17 protein-coding genes are annotated in these 17,539 nt (G+C 43.1%); 9 read left to right on the top strand and 8 right to left on the bottom strand.

The window, feature by feature from the left end; all coding sequences use genetic code 11:
- Nucleotides 1-585: 585 nt before the first annotated feature.
- From J3L18_RS11600 to J3L18_RS11580, 5 genes are all read right to left on the bottom strand, one after another.
- Nucleotides 586-2,979: a DUF5686 family protein gene (locus tag J3L18_RS11600; RefSeq protein ID WP_189549028.1), complete on the bottom strand. Its 2,394-nt coding sequence runs from the start codon at nt 2,977-2,979 to the stop codon at nt 586-588.
- Nucleotides 2,980-3,316: 337 nt separating this feature from the next.
- Entirely contained in the window at nt 3,317-4,000 is a 684-nt protein-coding gene (locus J3L18_RS11595) for an alpha/beta fold hydrolase (RefSeq protein WP_129567751.1), read from the bottom strand.
- Nucleotides 4,001-4,210: 210 nt separating this feature from the next.
- Nucleotides 4,211-6,484 carry a tetratricopeptide repeat-containing sensor histidine kinase gene (locus J3L18_RS11590; RefSeq protein ID WP_189549026.1) on the bottom strand — a complete coding sequence of 758 codons (2,274 nt, stop codon included), beginning with the start codon at nt 6,482-6,484 and terminating at the stop codon, nt 4,211-4,213.
- Nucleotides 6,485-6,773: 289 nt separating this feature from the next.
- Nucleotides 6,774-6,905 carry a hypothetical protein gene (locus J3L18_RS11585; protein WP_262511165.1) on the bottom strand — a complete coding sequence of 44 codons (132 nt, stop codon included), beginning with the start codon at nt 6,903-6,905 and terminating at the stop codon, nt 6,774-6,776.
- An 87-nt stretch (nt 6,906-6,992) separates the two neighbouring features.
- The gene (locus tag J3L18_RS11580; protein ID WP_129567749.1) at nt 6,993-9,341 is read right to left on the bottom strand and encodes a PAS domain S-box protein; all 2,349 of its coding nucleotides are present in this window, start codon (nt 9,339-9,341) and stop codon (nt 6,993-6,995) included.
- A gap of 238 nt (nt 9,342-9,579) precedes the next feature.
- Between J3L18_RS11580 and J3L18_RS11575 the strand changes: the two genes are divergently transcribed.
- Nucleotides 9,580-11,892 (top strand): PAS domain S-box protein, encoded by a 2,313-nt coding sequence (locus J3L18_RS11575; RefSeq protein ID WP_129567748.1) that lies wholly within the window; start codon nt 9,580-9,582, stop codon nt 11,890-11,892.
- Between the two features lie 202 nt (nt 11,893-12,094).
- Here J3L18_RS11575 and J3L18_RS11570 read toward each other — a convergent pair whose 3' ends face one another.
- Nucleotides 12,095-12,334 (bottom strand): ABC transporter permease, encoded by a 240-nt coding sequence (locus J3L18_RS11570; protein ID WP_189549024.1) that lies wholly within the window; start codon nt 12,332-12,334, stop codon nt 12,095-12,097.
- On the opposite strand from J3L18_RS11570, the gene J3L18_RS11565 reads away from it, so the two are divergent.
- Both J3L18_RS11565 and J3L18_RS11560 read left to right on the top strand, forming a co-directional pair.
- Nucleotides 12,323-12,841 carry a sensor histidine kinase gene (locus tag J3L18_RS11565; RefSeq protein WP_129567747.1) on the top strand — a complete coding sequence of 173 codons (519 nt, stop codon included), beginning with the start codon at nt 12,323-12,325 and terminating at the stop codon, nt 12,839-12,841. The two genes, J3L18_RS11570 and J3L18_RS11565, sit on opposite strands and share 12 nt — an antisense overlap.
- A 117-nt stretch (nt 12,842-12,958) precedes the next feature.
- Nucleotides 12,959-13,333 carry a response regulator gene (locus J3L18_RS11560; protein ID WP_112655010.1) on the top strand — a complete coding sequence of 125 codons (375 nt, stop codon included), beginning with the start codon at nt 12,959-12,961 and terminating at the stop codon, nt 13,331-13,333.
- A gap of 136 nt (nt 13,334-13,469) precedes the next feature.
- On the opposite strand, the gene J3L18_RS11555 is transcribed toward J3L18_RS11560, so the two are convergent.
- The gene (locus J3L18_RS11555) at nt 13,470-13,832 is read right to left on the bottom strand and encodes a hypothetical protein (protein ID WP_129567746.1); all 363 of its coding nucleotides are present in this window, start codon (nt 13,830-13,832) and stop codon (nt 13,470-13,472) included.
- A gap of 108 nt (nt 13,833-13,940) precedes the next feature.
- Nucleotides 13,941-14,111, bottom strand: coding sequence for a hypothetical protein (locus J3L18_RS11550; protein ID WP_189549021.1), 171 nt, complete (start codon nt 14,109-14,111; stop codon nt 13,941-13,943).
- 106 nt (nt 14,112-14,217) lie between these two features.
- Between J3L18_RS11550 and J3L18_RS11545 the strand changes: the two genes are divergently transcribed.
- The 6 genes from J3L18_RS11545 (at nt 14,218) to J3L18_RS11520 (ending at nt 17,268) form a co-directional block, all read left to right on the top strand.
- Nucleotides 14,218-14,409, top strand: coding sequence for a hypothetical protein (locus J3L18_RS11545; protein WP_129567745.1), 192 nt, complete (start codon nt 14,218-14,220; stop codon nt 14,407-14,409).
- Nucleotides 14,410-14,445: 36 nt separating this feature from the next.
- A complete protein-coding gene (locus J3L18_RS11540; RefSeq protein ID WP_129567744.1) occupies nt 14,446-14,913 on the top strand; it encodes a low affinity iron permease family protein in 468 nt (155 codons plus the stop codon).
- Between the two features lie 175 nt (nt 14,914-15,088).
- Nucleotides 15,089-15,577 (top strand): DUF421 domain-containing protein, encoded by a 489-nt coding sequence (locus J3L18_RS11535; protein ID WP_091176196.1) that lies wholly within the window; start codon nt 15,089-15,091, stop codon nt 15,575-15,577.
- Between the two features lie 358 nt (nt 15,578-15,935).
- A complete protein-coding gene (locus J3L18_RS11530; RefSeq protein WP_091176224.1) occupies nt 15,936-16,319 on the top strand; it encodes a TraR/DksA family transcriptional regulator in 384 nt (127 codons plus the stop codon).
- Nucleotides 16,316-16,543 carry a hypothetical protein gene (locus J3L18_RS11525; RefSeq protein ID WP_090525124.1) on the top strand — a complete coding sequence of 76 codons (228 nt, stop codon included), beginning with the start codon at nt 16,316-16,318 and terminating at the stop codon, nt 16,541-16,543. The genes J3L18_RS11530 and J3L18_RS11525 overlap by 4 nt, the downstream gene beginning before the upstream one ends.
- Nucleotides 16,540-17,268, top strand: a complete 729-nt coding sequence (locus tag J3L18_RS11520) for a DUF72 domain-containing protein (protein ID WP_129567743.1) — start codon at nt 16,540-16,542, stop codon at nt 17,266-17,268. Before J3L18_RS11525 ends, J3L18_RS11520 begins: the two co-directional genes overlap by 4 nt.
- The last annotated feature ends 271 nt before the right edge of the window (nt 17,269-17,539 follow it).

The following is a 17,539-nucleotide window of genomic DNA, read 5'->3' as shown; positions in this document are numbered from 1 at the left end:
ATCCTATTTCGCGTTTAGAGACAAAAAAAGGCCGTTTTTGATGTCAAAACGGCCTTTTTTCAGAAATGCACCCTGATGGGCTCGAACGTGTAAAAAATAATAAACAACTATTATTATTTTTTAGGTGTTCCTCAAATCGCTTATCAAATGAATAACGTTATCTAATTAATGTACGGTGGTTAAATCATCTTTTATTTCCTTGTAAAGGAGTCCTGGACATTGTAGGCAAGTCTTCTTTGAATTGGTTCGAACCAACTAAGTCAAGGAGTACCAAGCCGGGATGAAAGCTTTTCGAAGTTTTTATCCCGGCTTTTTTTTCTTCCTAACTTATTGTTAGTGTGGTGAATTAAAAATGCAGTCAAGTTAATTTGAATGGTTCTTACAGCTTTTTCTAAAATCTTCTATTTTTCTGGAAATATCGAACCAATAATCGGCCTTTTTTCGTCAATTTTAGCCTTTCTATACGCTTTAAACAGCATATTTAGCCGCAACGATGCTATGTCTATAATTTTGGCGTTATCTAAATGTTCGGTGTTATTTTCCTTCAAAGTTTTTAACCCCGCTTCAAATCAAGTTTCATTGGTTTTAAAATTCAGGTTGGAAACTAAATTTGATGCTGAATACGCGTGCGCCGGGTTGGTCAAGATAATTGCAACGGCGAATAAGGTCGATCCGCAAAAATTTGAAAATATTGGCTATACCGGCCCCGACTTCAACATACGGTGCGCTGCCAAGGGTGTAAGTGCCGTTGGAGCTTTTGGTTGCAGCAGGTAAGCGATAAAGGCCTGTGCTTTGCGTCGGATCGTTTTCGGCACGCAAGCCACCGTACAATATTTTAGCAGAGATGAATTCCCGCCATTTTAGATGCTTGATTAGCGGGACTTTGTTTAGCAGGAAGCCGTTAAAGGTGTGCGTAAGGTTAAGGCCAAGGTAGTGATCGCTCACAAATTCAAGATAGTTCAAGGCATTATAAGCATCTCGCTTATAGGCGAGCGATTGATTGGCGGGGCTGATATTGAGCAAGGGAAAAGGCACTTTGCCCAGCACATAGCCGCCGAGCAGGGTAACATCGGTAAAGCCCGCCTGAGAGAGATAAAAGCGCTTATAAATGTTAATGCCAAAGTCGGTATAGGCATACTTGCCACCAAGGCTACGGTTAATAAGAAGGTCATAAATAGGATAAGGGTTATGGATACTATGCCGCGTGCGGCTGCCCTGAATAAGCTCTTCGTGCGGTGCATAGCGTAAGTGAAGATTTAGCTCGCTGGTAGTTAAATTGTTCACCAAACTGCCATCATCATTTTTTTGATAAACCAGTGCTGCAGCCGGTGTTTGCTGCCAGTTTTTATAACCCAGAATATACGAGAAATGATTTTCGAAATCACGAAAATATTGTAGCTCAAATATTCTACTATATAGCCAATAGTTGGTTTTTCCGGTTTGAAAAGATGAGAATGCTGTAGCACGGTTGGTTACCGAAAAAGTATGACCAGGTACATCTACATCATATAAATAGCTTACCTTAAAATAATTATTAGGAAAACGGTAGGGCGCTGTTTTATTTAATGAAAGATAAGCGATTGCATTCCCTTTTACCCGATGATCTTTAGTGCCATAAGCACCGTATCCCTCAAAATAAAAGGTGCTATCCAGCAATGGAGTAGTTCGTCCGCCCAATTCCAAATGCAAGCCTTCCTGGCTATTAAAAGATAAAAAATGTGCAATTGGTCCGATTTGCACCGGGCCGGTATCGGCATAGCCCGCTGTAAGTGTGGACAGCCACCACATTGTTCTTTTGTAAGACGGCATCTGTTCCAGTTTGTACAACTTTTCGTAAACCTGTGCCTGGCCTTTGCTAAGCGTATCAAAACCAGCTTTGCCCGTAGCCACCTGTAAAGTCTCACCCTGGTAAAATGCCGCAGTCTGCGACGCGCCGATTTTGTAGTTACGATATATCACCTTACGCTCACCAAATACACCCCAGCCTTTTTTAGTCAGCCCAAAATCAGCCTTAACCCTACTGCTGGCCAGTTCATACCGACCGCCAGTTTGCCGGGCAAAATCTAACAGTACATCAAAGCTTCTTACAAAATTTACATTGATCTTCCCATTTAGCCTTAATTCACAAGCTGTTACTGAAAAACGCCCGTCCAACGTTACAACCAACTTGCCCTCAAATAACAGATCCCCTTTTGCGCGCGGCGTAAAAGCGAGCTCTACTTGTTTACCCATAGCTGTGCTAATGGTATCTGTAATAAAAAACTTATAATAATTTGGCGCATGATCCGCTATAGGGCTCAAAAACTGGTTAGCTATAATGAACAGGTTATTCTCATAAATATCCACCTGATGACCGTACAATTGGTTTACATAAAGTTTAACCCCCGCGGTGTCAATAAACTGCAATATATTAACGCCTTTATAGGCTCTCTGTATCTGTATTTTCTTCTCCGGCTCCTTTCGAAAATAAATGTCCGACAGCTTTTCTTCCAGCAATACCGGCAAAAAAGTTTGCCCGTGCACCGTATCCAACATAAACTTATATTGGCTAAAAAATTTACTCTCAACCACTTTCTGCGGTAAATTAAAAAAAGATAGTCCCATTCGTTCATACTGCTCGTATTGCAAATAAGCTGCAGCCTCTGCCCGGTTCTCCTGCTTATGATCGATCACTTGCTGAATGAGCGCGACTGCCGGATTTCCTTTGTTGCGATAACGCTGCCCTCTCACCGAGGTTATCGTTACATTTGCCAGCTCATTGGCATCCCGTTCAAGCAATACTTGTAATTTATTCGCTTGCCCGGGTACAATTACTTTGACGGTGGGTAAATAACCAACATGCGAAAATGCTACCTGTGTAAACGTTACTGCTCCGGCCAGCCGAAACCGTCCCAGCGAATCTGCCTGTGTGCCAATATTACTACCTGCAAAAGTCACTGAAACTGATGCAAGGGGCTCACCGCTAGATGCATCTACCACTTGCCCTGTTACTAACGTCTGCGCTGCGGCCCATAAGCCTGATATTGAAAAGCATATCAAAAAACAAAGACGCAAACGCATGATTAATTAACCATTTCTGTGAAAATATGTTTTTGCCTTAAATAGCATTTAGATAGTCTTCACTTTCTTTTTCGACCTAACAACTCGTAAAAAATCAATACAATCATGAACCTGTTTGGCATTTGAGCTATCGCTCGGTTGAATGGCTGTATTTTCAGACCGAAGAAGAAAATTACCTTTGAGAGTTTCCTCGTTTGTTGACTGATTTGCCGTATCGCATCATTCAAATATTATGGGTCGAGACTAGGTAAATTGCCTATTTATCTATACTCAGTAAAATTTCAGTCAATTCATCGGGGCGATGCTCCATAACATTATGTTCACAATCAATCACCTCCACTCGCCATTCCGGAGAATTTTTATGTAATTCATATAGTTGCCGGAAAGGAGTACTTTCCCAGCCGCTGAGATAGATAAAAGTAAGGTTTCGAATTTGCTTGTAGTTACCAATTAATTGTAGACTTTGCATAAAGGTAGCCAAAGGGTGTGGGCGCCTTCTACTATCAGAACCTGGTCTGCTAACTACATTAAATCCATCCGCCGCGGCGCCAGCTGCAAAAAGCTCGCGATATTGATCACTAGTTAGCTTCCAACATGAATCCCCGTCTTTGGGAATATAGGCATCTATGTATACAAGCCCGAAAATATTTTCAGGAATAATATCAGCTACACCTGTAATAACCATTCCAGCATAGCTATGCCCGCATAAGATCACATCGGTCAATTTCTTTTCAACAATAAAATCAATGACAAATTGAATATGAGTTGTCAAATTAATGATCTTGTCTTGGCTAACGGCTTTTTGCTCGAGTCCGGGTAATGTTAAAGAAAAACAATCTTTTTCATACGATTTCATTCGCGTTGTTATTGGATCAAATACCCACGCACCATGCCACCCACCTGGTATAAATAAATAAGTTTTTTTAGTTCTGTCAATCATTGGTTGAAAAGCGTTAGTGAATATTGTGCTTTACTTCAAGTTTTTAGAAGACGAAAGCTAACGGTAATAAAAGGACTGCGCTGTAAAAAAAAACAACGATCAACGGAACAAGCTTTTGATTAAAAGAAGTTTGTTTTTCATTGTGATACGTTAAATATTTATGTATAAGCTAAGATTTTGCCGGGCCGAAAGGTTATCAATTAAGGTGCACTATAAATAGTCCTTTTCTACAAAAGCTTCTTCCCGGTTTTGTTCAATAGGAAAGGTTATCGTTAAGGTAACGCCATGGCCATTTTCAATTACAAATTTCCCCTTTAACTGCTTGCCAAGCGCTTTCATCATTTCCATCCCAAGGGAATTAGCTTCACTAAAGTCAAAGTCGGGAGGGAGGCCGCGCCCTGTGTCAGATACCTTTAAAATAGCGTTTTCATCGTCTGATGTTGACAGGCTCACCTTGATCTCGCCGCCCTTATGATCAAAAGCATATTTTATAGCATTGGTGATAGCTTCGTTTAATATTAAGCCGATGGGTACCGCCAGGGCCGGATCAAGGTTAAGAGGATTTAATACCTGGTTTATTTTGATCTGCCTGTAACCTGTATCGAACGAATCGCTCAGGTAATCGATCAATTCACCAATATAAGCGGGCATAGATACGAGGGCAGTGGTTGTACTGCTGTAGAGTTTCTGGTGTAAAAGCGCGATAGCGTTTACCCGGTGTTGGCTGCCGCGAATTGCTTCAAGCGCGATATCATTTTGTAAATAAGCCGACTGGGTGTTCAGAATGCTCATTACAATTTGCAGGTTATTTTTTACCCGGTGATGTACTTCTTTCAATAACCATTCTTTTTGCAGCAGCAAATCTTCCAGAAGAACGTTTTTGGAAGTGATCACCTCGTTGCTTTTTTGCTTATGTACGTTTTGCCTGAATAATAAAGCCGCTATGACCAGTAATAAAAATATGGCGCCGATAGTAAGGTTTTTAACCAGGTTGGCCTGCTGTAAATTAGCCTGCTCAAGCTTGCTCTTTTGGTTTAAAAGTGTAATTTGTGCTTCTTTTTGCCGGGTTTCATACTCAATTTGCAACTGCTCAATCTGTTTGCTTTTGGTGGTATTGAATATCGAGTCTTTGATGGTATTGGCTGATATAAGATGATGAATAGCCGACTGATACTGCCTCCGGCTGGTATCAAGGCCAAACCAAAGAGTTTCATTGGTGCCAAGGTCATTGTTATTGCCAATCTTCCTCAATAGATCCTGATTCATTTTGAGGTATTTTAACGCTTCGGCAAACCTGGAGGTTGCGGTGTAAAACTTAATGATTAGTTCATAATAGCTGGTCCGGGCATATAAGTTGAGGTTGGGATTGTTAGTTTGCTGTATCAGTTTGTCGCAGTAAAGTTTGGCCGTATCATACTGTTTTAATGCCAGGTAAACTTTAAGATAGGTTTGACTTAGCTCATCGCCTCCTTCATATAATTCTCCGGAGGGCTGTATGAATTTTCGAGTTACCTGTGTTAAAAAAGCTTGGGCTTTTTGGGGCTTATGCATCCGGAGGTAAACATCAACTATATTGCCTGCCAGCAGGTATATGGTTGCATTATCTTTCTCTGATTTGGCAATTTCCAAAGCACGTGAAAAATAATTGATGGCCTTTTGATTGTCGCCAAGCTTTACAAAATTATAGCCCAGGTTATTGTTGATCTGGCATATTAACCTCACATTATCCGCGTGGCTTGTGGTGGCAATTTTCAGGGCCCTCAGTTCATAGCTGATTGCTGTTTTATAGTCGCCCTGGGTATAATACAGCCTTCCTAATAACGCGTACAGCCCCTGGGTTTCCGTGTAATGGGCCTGGTCATAATAGGCTAATGCTTTTTTAGTTTCGGCAAAAGCAAGGGTATAATCATTCATCATCTGGTGAAGGTCGGCTAGTAACCGGTAACACCGGGCAAGTTCAACCAGGTGGTTTGTACGTTCAAAAGCACCGATGGCCTGGTTCAGGTAATCAATCCGGGAAATCATGCTTTGCTGTAAAAAATCCTGGCTGTAATATTCAGATAACTCAAAATAAGCTTTACCAAGCAGCACCCAGTTATGTGCCTGCTTAATTTCCTGTATGGTTTGTTCAAGCAATGCGCGGCCGTTTTTGGATTGGCCTTTCGACTTGTAAAAAGCCGAACGGATCAATGCAATGCGAAAGCTGGTTTCAGCCTGCGGAGAGCGGTAATTAAGCTGTTCGGCCTGGTTAATAAAGTGAGAAGCACTATCCAACTGTGCAGTGGAAGGGTGGCGCAGATGGGTGAAAAACTCCGCCAGTTGCAGCGCAACATGGATGCGGTCGGCGGCAGAACCAGGGAAGCTTTTTTGCGAAAGCAAAGAATCAACATGGTGCCTGGTAATTTCCTGCGCGTTTGCTGAAATGGCCAAAAGAAAGCACAGGATAATCAGTTTGCATTTTGGTATCGTGTCAGCTCGTTTCATCTTTGGTTGGGAGCCTGTATGCATCAATCTTTTTTTAAATTTAGGTATATTCAACTACATCTGCTAATTTAAAAGCTATCCTTGTGTTATGTAATTTATTAGTATTCAGTTATTTTAAAGCTTTGTTGAAAGAAATGATTAGCAACATCGAAAAAGAAATAGAATTAAAAACATTAGCAAGGCTATATCAGCATTCACAGGATCTTTTAATATATTTTCTCCGGTATAAATATATCCGTATTTGATAGATCGTCATTGATCAGGATGCTGCAGCTCAGTACATTTATTTTTATTGCTGAGTTATGGCCGGTAATTTGTACCAAACAGGTGCCACAACTCCCCATTCCGTAGCACATCCCCAAACCCGTTCACTATTGCCCAGGTGATGTAATGTAAATAAAATGCCGTTTTTTTCGGGCATCTTATGCTACTTTAAACTTTAACGGGTGCCATATGTAAATTAATAAAAAATCTCCGGTTACCCGTAATACCCGTAAGGATGCTCGGTTTAAGCCAACGGTAAACTGAAGTGAAAAACAGATCCTGTGCCGCTTTCGCTTTCTGCCCAGATCTGTCCTTCGTGCCGGCGGACGATCTCGGCACTTAAATAAAGTCCTATACCGAAACCTGAAATATGACGGGTTTGGTTGCTTTCAACCCGGTAATAACGGTCAAAGATCCTCGGCAGGTCCTGTGCATTAACCCCCATTCCCTCATCTTTTATGCTAACCTGTGCAAAGCCATTGACCGGAGCGCATTTCACTTCAATCTTCCTGCGTTTGGGCGAGTATTTAACGGCGTTGCTAATCAGGTTGGAAATTACCGAGCCGATCTTTTCCCTGTCGGCGTTAACCTGCACATGATTACTGATATCAATGTCAATAATATGAGTGGAAACAGTGAGCTCGTATTCCTCAACAACTTCCCTGATCAGCAGGTCCAGATCAAATAATTCTTTATTGATCGCGATTTTGCCCGATTCCAGGCGCGATATATTCAGGAACCCGTTAATCATGCTGCTCATCCGCTTCGCTTGGATATCCGCTTTTTCCATAGCACCCGCGAGAAAATTATCAGGATTATTTTTCAACTTGAGGTTAGCTACCTGGATCAGCGCCATCAGCGAGGTTAACGGGGTTTTAAGTTCATGGCTCACCATGCCTATAAAATCATTTTTTCGCAGCTCGTCCTGTTTCTGTTCTGAAATATCCCTGGCGATCTTGGAAACCCCGGTGATCTTTCCGTGTTTGTCACGTATAGGCGAAATGGTTAGGGATACGTCCAGGACACGACCACCATTCGCCAGTCTTTTTGTCTCAAAATGTTCCATGCGCTCCCCGTTTTTCAAGCGGGCTATTATCTGCGGTTCCTCATCCTGCCGGTCTTCCGGAACCAGTTTAAGAATAGATTGTCCTATCATTTCGGAGGCTGGATAACCAAAGATCCTTTCTGCAGATTTGTTCCAGCTGGTGATCGTCCCCTCCAGCGATTTGCCTATTATCGCATCATCTGATGATTCTACGATAGCGGCCAGTTTGGCACTGCGTTCCTCTGCTTTTTTCTGATCGGATATGTCAAGCGCGATCACCAGTCCGGCATAAACCATTCCCCGTTCATCTGTTAATGGTACAAAATCTACCTGCAGATCATGACCGCCGGTGCTTTTAAGTTCGGTCCTTATCTGCTCACCGTTCAACATCCGCTCATGGTACTCCCTGGTTATGGCATATCGCTCCGGAGAGTTAAGTTCGGCCATGTGTAAACCTGCATAACTATCTTCGTTGTAACCTAATTTTTGCATCAGGTCACCTTCCATCGTTATAAGGTTTTGCTCCCTGTCAATAACGAGGATGAGCGAGCGGGGAATATTGACGGCGATAGAACGGAATAACTGCTCCTTCTTTTGTATTTCTTCCCTGCTTCTTTGCAGTTCCTCATTACTTGCCAGCATTTCTTCGTTTGATGCCGCAAGTTCTTCGTTAATAGCTGTAAGTTCTTCATTAAGGGCTTGTGTTTCCTCTTCGCTTTCTGCAAGGGATTTAGTGCGTGCGGCTACCAGTTCCTCCAGCGATCCGTTCATCCGTGAAAGTGCTTGTTGTGCCTCCAAAAGCTCACCATTGATAGAGATGAGTTCTTCGTTTGCTGTGCTGATCTCTTCGTTAGCCGCGGTAAGTTCCTCATTAAAAGCCGCGGTCTCCTGTTCTTTGACCTCCAGTTCCCGCTGTAGACGGTCTTTGACCTTCACATCGCGAATTGCACTGATATATGATAGTGAGGCGATCACAACGGCGAGTATGAGCACTACGATTATGGCTGCAGGAGCAACAAAGGTATAACGCTCCAAAACTGCCCGGCGTTCATCCAATAGTTTGCGTTCGGTATCTTCTGCATGGTCAATGGCATGTCGTAATTCATCCATGGCAGATCTTCCTTCTTCCAGATCGGCAGTGGAAACAAGCTGTTGATGTTGTTTTTTTGAAACAAGTTGCTCCAGGATAGCCATTCGATGGGTTAGTATTGCACGGATGCCTGCCATGTTGGCTTGCTGCAGGGCGTTATCGGCGGTTAAGGCACTTACCTCACTAATCAGGCGCTGTGTTTTGAGATAGGCGCCCTTATAAGGGCCTAAGAAGGCGGTCTTGCCGGTAAGCAGAAAGCCACGCTGCCCTGTTTCTGCATCTTTCATTGATGAAATAGCTTGTTCAAGCTTCTGGATCACCAGCGTGCTGTGCCCAACAGCTTTATTGCTGTTTAGCAAATTATTAATCGTAGCGTAAGAAAACAATCCTACGATCAACAGGATCAATATTGAAAACCCGTAGCCGAGCTGCAAATTGCGGGTAAAGTTCAGTCGCATAGAGATACCGGGTAACAATGTTTTTAAGGGGTATGCAATAATTTATGATTTTACGAAAAAAAACACGGAGATGGTTTGGCGTTGCCATTAATAAATGTCGAAGGTAACATAGATGTTACAATTTTATGTCTGCCATTTATACAAAGGTTTAACTTTAACTCAGGGGCTTAATTTTTTTAATTGGTAACTTACTAATTAACAATAACGTTTAACAACTTTATTGATTTACTAACTATATATGAGAAAAGGGGCGTTTGGAATTGCCTTTGCTTATTTGTTGATTAGCCTGTTGTGGATCATGTTCAGTGACCGGCTATTGTTTTATTTCGAAGGAATACTTAGCCCCAACCAATACCTGTGGCTGAGTTTAGGAAAGGGGTGCTTGTTTGTGGTGGTTACAGCAATTGCTCTTTACGCTTTGATCAGGTCAGAAGACCAAAGGTTGAAGCAGAGCGAAAAGCAATACCGGAGCATGTATGAATCCAATCCAAACCCGATGTGGATTTACGAGCCGGGGACACTCCGGTTCATTTCGGTAAATGATGCCGCCATTGCCGTTTATGGCTACAGTGCGGAAGAGTTCAGGCAGCGGACAATTTTGGATATCAGGCCTTTGGAAGACCGGGAAAATGTGATTTCTTCATCAGAGCGGGTGAACAGTAAGCTCAATGATAGCGGTACCTGGCGTCACATTAAAAAGGACGGGCAACTGATTTATGTAAATATTACCTCCCATAAAATCTGGTTCAATAAAAAGCCCCATATCATGGTTATGATACGTGATATGACCGAACGGGTGGCATTTGAGCGGGCTCTTGAAAAAGTAAACCAGGAGCTTTTAGAAGAAAAACACAAGCTCAGTGAAACCCAGTTGTTGTCGCGGGTGGCCGGATGGGAATTCTACCCTCGCGAAAACAAGTTGATATGGTCAGACGAAGTTTATCGCATTGCGGGCTTGAAACGAGATGGGCGCGAAGCTTTCGATATTTATGTACAGCATATTTTTCCGGAAGACCGGCCGCTGATGATCAACGCTTTGCATGACCTGATCAGTACCGGTAAACAACTCGATATAACGCACCGCATTACTGCGCTGGACGGCACAACCCGTTACATCCGGCAGCTTGCCCGCGTAGAAAGCAGCGGGGAGCAGGAACTTAAAATAGCAGGTTCGCTACAGGATATTACTGAGCTCAAGCAATTGGAAATGGAGCGTAACCGGTACCAGTATAGCTTTGAGCATACTCTGAACAGTATCACCGATTGCTTTTTCGAGCTCGACCACCAAATGAAAATAACCCGGATAAACGATATTTTTCGGGAGATGGTTAAAACAGACAGAAGTCGGATTATTGGTGCAAGTGTTTTTGAGTTTTTTCCTAAAGCCGAAAATAAGTTTTATCATGTTTACCAGAAAGCGCTTGAAGAAAGGATTATTGTAAGGCATGAAGATTACTCGGTTGTCCTGCAGCGCTGGCTGAGAATGGCTGCATATCCTACTGATGAAGGCGTTGCTGTATACTTCGCCGACATTACCGAAGACAGGCTTAAAGATGAACGGTTAAAAGAAGCAGTTGAACGTTACGAACTGGTGGCCCAGGCGACGAGGGATGTTGTTTATGACCTTAATATTGTTGAAAATAAACTGGTATACAATACAAGCCTTACGCATTTGGTGCAAATACCGCTCGATGAAATTAGTTATGAGCTGGAATGGTGGCGGTCACTGATTCATCCGGATGATATGGAAGAAGTAGTGAGCAGCCAGGAAAAGATCAGCCGCGCCGGTTTAACCAACTGGGAATGCGAATACCGGCTCAATTGCGGTAAAGGCGAATATAAATACGTGATGGACCAGGGGTATTTTATATATAACGAACAAAAGCAGCCGATACGACTGATAGGGGCGGTAAGAGATATTGATGCCCTTAAACGCAGCACCCAGGAAAATAAGCGGCTGGCGCGCATCATCAAACAGGTAAATAACATGGTGCTTATTACAGATGACCTGCGAAGGGTACAATGGGTAAATAATGCCTTTGTAGAGCTGACCGGTTACGCTATGGAAGAGGTGGTAAATAAAATGCCGGGTGATTTTTTGACAGACCCTGATGACCCGGTGATCCAAACGTTAATAAGAAAGCAACAGGCCAGGGAAGCTTTTGGTATAGATACAATCATTTATACCAAAAACAGAACCCCGGTTTGGGTATCAGCCCAGCTAACCCCGGCATATGATGAAAATAACGCTTTTCAGGGTTACATCATCGTTTGTCAGGATATAACCTACCGTAAAGAAAAAGAAGAAGAGATTAACAGGCAGAACCGTTTACTCCGTGAGGTTGCGTGGATAAGCTCACATGAGATAAGGCGGCCCGTGGCAACTATGCTCGGATTGGTAAACCTGCTGGATATGACTGAAGATGAAAGCGAGAGAAAAGAGATTTTTTCAAAACTCCGCGAATGCGCCGCGGAAATGGACAGCATGGTGCATGAGATCCACCGTCGCATTGAAGCGGAAAAAGTCATGCAAATTGCGCGCGACCTTTAAACAGGTAATTTAATGGTTAAAATTAAAACTTAGTAAAAACTTCACATCACGGTGCCTTAGCGAAAGCCTACCTGAATAAAGTTACGACAGTTTTTTTTAGTATTATACTCCAATATACCGTAGCCGGAATTGTTCCGGCTATTCGCTTTTCAGGCTCTTTACGGGGCTGGTTAACGCTGCTTTTATCGTCTGTAAGCTAACCTTAAGCAGTGTGATGACAAGGGCAGTAAAACCGGTAACGATAAATATCCACCGATATACCCGTCCGGTAATCAAAATGCTGAAGCCAGTTGTACATCAGGTAAAATGCTATAGGTGTAGCCAATAGTAATGAAAGCATGACCAGGCTAATGAAATCTGCAGATAATAACCGCCAAAGGTTGAAAACTGTTGCCCCCAACATCTTACGAACGCCGATTTCTTTTACACGTTGTTCGGCCATAAAGGAAGCCATGCCAAACAATCCCAGGCAACTGATAAAGATTGCCAGCCCGGCAAAGAAGGCGGCCAGCCTGCCTATGCGCTGCTCGTTACCAGATTTTTGAGCGTAGGCTCCGTCGATAAAAGTATATTGAAAGGGTTGCTCGGGATTAAAACGTTTAAATACACTCTGGATATTTGCTATAGCAGTACCGGCACTCACCTTTGGGTTAATACGCAGCTATACCGTACCCCCGGCATCTTTATTAAAAAAATAAACACATGGCTTCACCTCCGGGACAACGGGAAAGGTATCCCTGAAGAAGCGCAATCAAAAATATTCAACAAATATACCTCATATGCTACTTTTGGTACAGCCAGTGAAAAGGGAAGTGGTCTTGAGCTGTTATTATGTAAAGAGTTTGTAGAAAGAAACAATGGCACCATACGGTTTGAAAGTAAGGCAAGGATCGGAAGTACGTTCTATTTTACTGTGCCAATAGAAAACGAAGAGTTGGTTGCTCTTTAAGGGGCTTTAAACAGGTCCGAAGATGGGGCGTCTACCTATTTTTCAATAATCCTCCGATATCAGGGCATGATGTTTGTGTGAAAAGAGTTATGTTAAAACGTAGCTTTTAGAACTATAATGATTGCCTCTTATCAGAAGAGAGTCCTGGTTGTTGATGATGATAAGGACATTCGTGAATTAATGCACCTGATCCTGGAAATGGAGGGATATGCGGTAACCGAACTGGATAATGGTCATGGCGTCCTTGAAGCAATACAAGTCTTACGACCGGATGTTGTGCTGCTGGATGTTATGCTGGGCGATATGGATGGCCGTGACATTTGTAAACATTTGAAGAATGACCCGGGTATGCAGGATATACCTATAATCATTGTTTCGGCAAGTCACGGGTTGCATACGATGCACGAGAAACAATGCGGCGCCAATGATTATCTGGCCAAGCCTTTTGATGTCAATGAGCTCATTAACCATGTCCGGCGTTTTGCCGCCTGATGGGTGCAATGCTTTAAATCTCCGGTTGTGCAATGGCAGTTGCCATGGGGGCTCAAATAATTTTTTTATATAGGCTGCCAACAGGCTAATTAAGGTTGAAATTTCAGGAAGTTTTCGAGGTTACGAACCGTGCCTATCAGTTGGTCCTGCGTCTCTGCGGAAACAGTATTGTTGCTGAGCCGCCGAAATTTTTCAATCGTATCATTCCACGTAAACGAACGGGTAAAAAAACATGATAATCTCCCTGTTCCCTAATTAGGGTTTGACCGTTTTTTAGGCTGATCTTCACCTTAGTTTTCATTTTATCGGGATAAGCAACGGTATAAGGATCAAGGATACCGGCCTCTATCAGCGGTTGATGAAGCGGGAACCTGTACTTACTTTCAATAAGCGTTACCTTCCATTTGCCGCGTTCGCCCATAACCTGCAATTGCCTCAATAATTTGGGGATGGCAGGTTTGTTACCAGCGTGGATCAGCGACCCCGAAGCATCAATCAAATGGCGTTTCAGTTGTTCGATGGAGGCTTACCGATGTCATCATAACGGGCATTAAGCGCGAAGCGGGCAATCTTAAAATTCTGCAGCTCTTTTTTCATGATATACCTGTTAACTGCTGCGGCCGCGAAACAATGAGATAACCCAGATGATGACCGCGATAACGACGATTACCGCGAAAATGCCCACGGCAGCACCTGCTTTAAAAATACCGACAATGGCATCACAGCTGCTCAATAACAGGAAAAGGCTTAAGAATAGTGGTGTAATTAGCTTTTTCATAGACTGATATTTTTATACTTAAAACTTAAAACAGCAAGCGATGTTTTAATTATCATTTAAAAGATATTTTTTCAACGATTTTTTTAATTGTTAATCGATTAAACCAATGAACGCATCACCCTGGTTTTGGAATACCAAAGCCGCCCTGCACTTGCCTGACCTTATTCCGGTATATAAAACCACAGCAGGCAATTATGATTTTAAAATATATGACCTTGGCGACAGTTGCTGGCTGGTGGCAGCCAGGTCGTTTTCCGGCTGGCTTATTCACCAAACGACCGTTTACAGATCACACTAAAAGAAAATGTCGAAATCACTATTAGCTGGAAATAACATGAAAAAGAAAATCAATTATTTTGAACGATTCTCTAATTGGGCTACCGCGGCAACCGGCAGTTCGGCCGCTTTTATTATCGCTGCGTCCACCATAGTGATATGGGCTGTTACAGGGCCGGTATTTCACTACTCAGAGACCTGGCAACTTATTATCAATACCGGTACAACCATCGTTACTTTTTTAATGGTCTTCCTTATCCAGAAAGCTCAGAATAAGGATTCGAAAGCTGTCCATTTAAAACTGAATGAACTGCTGGCCTCTCACGAAGGTACCAGTAACAGGATGGTAAATATTGAGGACCTGACTGAAGAGGAGCTGGATCACCTGTACAAATTTTATATCCGTTTGTCCGAACTGGCGCAAAAAGAAAGTGACCTTACCAAAACACATTCTATTGATGCCGCGCGGGTAAATCAACAAAATAAATCAAAACGTTATACCAGGAGTAATAAGAGGTCAGAGTAACCGGATGCCTGGAAGCGCCGGTGGCGCGTCAGTTATTGAGTTTATGATAAGCAAAATAAGATTTTTGATCATCATCGGGTTTGTTGCAGCGGGCATTTGGCTGGCGGTAAGGTATCGTTCGGCCCAAAACGTCAAGCCCGTAGTTGTTTGCAGCGGACCTTTAAAAAATTGAGTTATGGAAAAGTTATTGATCACTGTTTTTGGAGAGGGGAAGGACCTGAATGCGCTGCAAATGAGCAGCCGCGGCGTTGTTATCTTTTTTATAGCGCTTATACTGATCCGCATTTCAGGACGTCGCTCTTTTGGGTTACGTACCCCGCTTGATAATATCGTCAGCATTTCGCTTGGGGCTGTTATGAGCAGGGCGGTGGTTGGCGCATCGGCTTTTGTGCCGGTTATTGTTTGCTGCTTTGTGATGGTTCTGCTGCACCGGCTGCTGGGCTGGCTTATTGCACGTAACAGTCCTTTGGTTAGTTGGGTAGAAGGAGAGAAGATCCCGCTTTTTCGTGGCGGCCGGTTTGATGAAGAGCGGATGAAACGGGCGCTGGTTTGCCGTGAAGATGTGATGCAGGGCGTTCGCAAATCTGCACTTACCGAAGATTTAGAAAAGATACACAAGGTGTATATGGAAAGGAATGGCGATATCAGCGCCATTAAAAAATGATACCTATGGAATGGGATATAAGATGTTCAGGGTTTTACTATCTTCACTGGAAAAATACTTTTACCCGGAGGGCTTAACCCTGGCTGCCGGACTGCTGAGAGACTGCCAGGGACTATTCCTGGTACCATCTCGTTTAAGATTGATTAATGTCATTGCATAGATTTTGTACCATTAAATACAGTGCAAATACGTAATGGTTTCTTTTGAAGAATATTTTTAATTATTTAATTAAATTGAAGAGAGGGTCGGCTGAATAATCAACTTTTTCGCGGGGAAGTGCTGTTAGGGGGGCCAAACAGGTTTGTTTGGCTTATAACATTTATGCCAACCATTTATGCAAATGTTTGTTAAGCCAATCATGCAACAAGAAACTACTAAAACACGGTACACTGATACCGAATTACATGAATTCAAAACGTTGATCAAAGAAAAGATCGGCATGGCACGCGAAGAGCTGCAGGAACTGGTGGGAACGCTAAGTGCTTCAAACACCAACGGGGACGATGCCGCAATTGCGGGCAAGACGCTTGAAGATGGTTCGGCAACTTTTGAAAAGGAACAGATCAACCAGCTGGCCGCCCGTCAGAAAAAATTCATCGAGCAGCTTGAAGCCGCGCTGATGCGTATTGAAAACAGGACTTATGGCATTTGCCGTTCTACCGGTAAACTGATACCAAGGGAACGCCTGCTTGCGGTGCCGCACACTACCCAAAGCATGGAAGCCAAACTTAAACAGGCATGAGTTCGGCATTTGTAAAAGAGGGGGAGGCCAGGCACCTTAAAGATGTTGCACCGAATATAGGCGCGCTGCTTTTTTTTCTGCGGGTGGAAAACAACGGGACTATTATCCGTGATGAGAAAATCTACTTTAGTCAAAAACATGGCCGTGATGTTTATGAAATGAGTGACGGCCTGGCCTATGCCCTTGACGATGACAATCATTGGTATATTATACTTGACCTATGAAAGGACTATTTTTTGGAGGTACCAGTGGCTTACAAATCGACAGGCCTAGGCGGGATTTTCCCCCTGAATACAGCCATTTGTCGCGGCTGGGTTATTATGCTTTGCAGGAAAACAGTATAGAGATCAACAGCTCTTTTTATAAAATCCCGCAGGCAAAAACCATAGCCCGGTGGGTAACGGAAGTAACCGAGGGGTTTCGTTTCACTTTCAAGCTGTGGCAGGGGATCACCCATCAAAAAAATTTGTTTTTCAATAAGGAAGATGTTACCCGTTTTATACAGGCTATCCGTTTGCCGGAAACTGAGCGGGGTTGTCTGCTTGTTCAGTTTCCGCCAAGCCTGCAGGCGGGAGCTCTTCCTCAGTTAACGGAATTGCTGGAGGCCCTTAAACCTTATACCTGGTCCATGGCCGTCGAATTTCGTCACCCGTCCTGGTACAGGGATGAAGTTTTTGAACTTTTAAACTGGTACCAGGCAGCAATGGTACTGCAGGATATGCCCAAATCGGCCACGCCCATGGAAATCACCGCCGATGAACTGGTTTACCTGCGCTTTCATGGCCCATCGGGCAATTATAAAGGAAGTTACAGCGAAAGTTTCCTTTCTGAATATGCTTCGTACATCAATGAATGGCAGCAGGAGGGTAAAATAGTTTACGTTTACTTCAACAATACCGCCGGGGCAGCGCTGGAAAATCTCCAGTTATTGAAACAGCTTCTCGCTTAATCGAAGCCCTTGGTAGCTTAAACTTGCCCTGTACGAACGCTTTATTGGATCGCCAAGCTGCATGTATTTATTAGTGTTGTAAATACAATTAATTTTTTTATTTCTGTTTTTCAATATAAATTATTTCTTATCTTGTCGTCGTTATAGCCTAAAATAGTTACACCATGCCAAAATTGCTGCTTGGGATGTGATAAGCGTAAACAACAATCTGAATTAATTAATTTTATCTCGTCAATTGAATGTATTTAGTACGCTTATAATTATGTACGTA

Source organism: Mucilaginibacter gossypii (genome assembly GCF_017569325.2).
GTDB lineage: Bacteria > Bacteroidota > Bacteroidia > Sphingobacteriales > Sphingobacteriaceae > Mucilaginibacter > Mucilaginibacter gossypii.
Note: the sequence above shows the minus strand (reverse complement) of the source record. Positions and strands in the feature narration are given on the sequence as shown.

Excerpts from the sequence above, each read along its gene's own strand:
- J3L18_RS11520 (WP_129567743.1), top strand. The coding sequence starts at position 16,540 with ATGAAAGGACTATTTTTTGGAGGTACCAGTGGCTTACAAATCGACAGG.
- J3L18_RS11580 (WP_129567749.1), bottom strand. The coding sequence starts at position 9,341 with ATGCGACTGAACTTTACCCGCAATTTGCAGCTCGGCTACGGGTTTTCA.
- J3L18_RS11570 (WP_189549024.1), bottom strand. The coding sequence starts at position 12,334 with ATGGCCGAACAACGTGTAAAAGAAATCGGCGTTCGTAAGATGTTGGGG.
- J3L18_RS11595 (WP_129567751.1), bottom strand. The coding sequence starts at position 4,000 with ATGATTGACAGAACTAAAAAAACTTATTTATTTATACCAGGTGGGTGG.
- J3L18_RS11590 (WP_189549026.1), bottom strand. The coding sequence starts at position 6,484 with ATGAAACGAGCTGACACGATACCAAAATGCAAACTGATTATCCTGTGC.
- J3L18_RS11525 (WP_090525124.1), top strand. The coding sequence starts at position 16,316 with ATGAGTTCGGCATTTGTAAAAGAGGGGGAGGCCAGGCACCTTAAAGAT.
- J3L18_RS11545 (WP_129567745.1), top strand. The coding sequence starts at position 14,218 with ATGAACGCATCACCCTGGTTTTGGAATACCAAAGCCGCCCTGCACTTG.
- J3L18_RS11585 (WP_262511165.1), bottom strand. The coding sequence starts at position 6,905 with ATGCCCGAAAAAAACGGCATTTTATTTACATTACATCACCTGGGCAAT.
- J3L18_RS11575 (WP_129567748.1), top strand. The coding sequence starts at position 9,580 with ATGAGAAAAGGGGCGTTTGGAATTGCCTTTGCTTATTTGTTGATTAGC.
- J3L18_RS11530 (WP_091176224.1), top strand. The coding sequence starts at position 15,936 with ATGCAACAAGAAACTACTAAAACACGGTACACTGATACCGAATTACAT.
- J3L18_RS11535 (WP_091176196.1), top strand. The coding sequence starts at position 15,089 with ATGGAAAAGTTATTGATCACTGTTTTTGGAGAGGGGAAGGACCTGAAT.
- J3L18_RS11550 (WP_189549021.1), bottom strand. The coding sequence starts at position 14,111 with ATGAAAAAGCTAATTACACCACTATTCTTAAGCCTTTTCCTGTTATTG.
- J3L18_RS11560 (WP_112655010.1), top strand. The coding sequence starts at position 12,959 with ATGATTGCCTCTTATCAGAAGAGAGTCCTGGTTGTTGATGATGATAAG.
- J3L18_RS11540 (WP_129567744.1), top strand. The coding sequence starts at position 14,446 with ATGAAAAAGAAAATCAATTATTTTGAACGATTCTCTAATTGGGCTACC.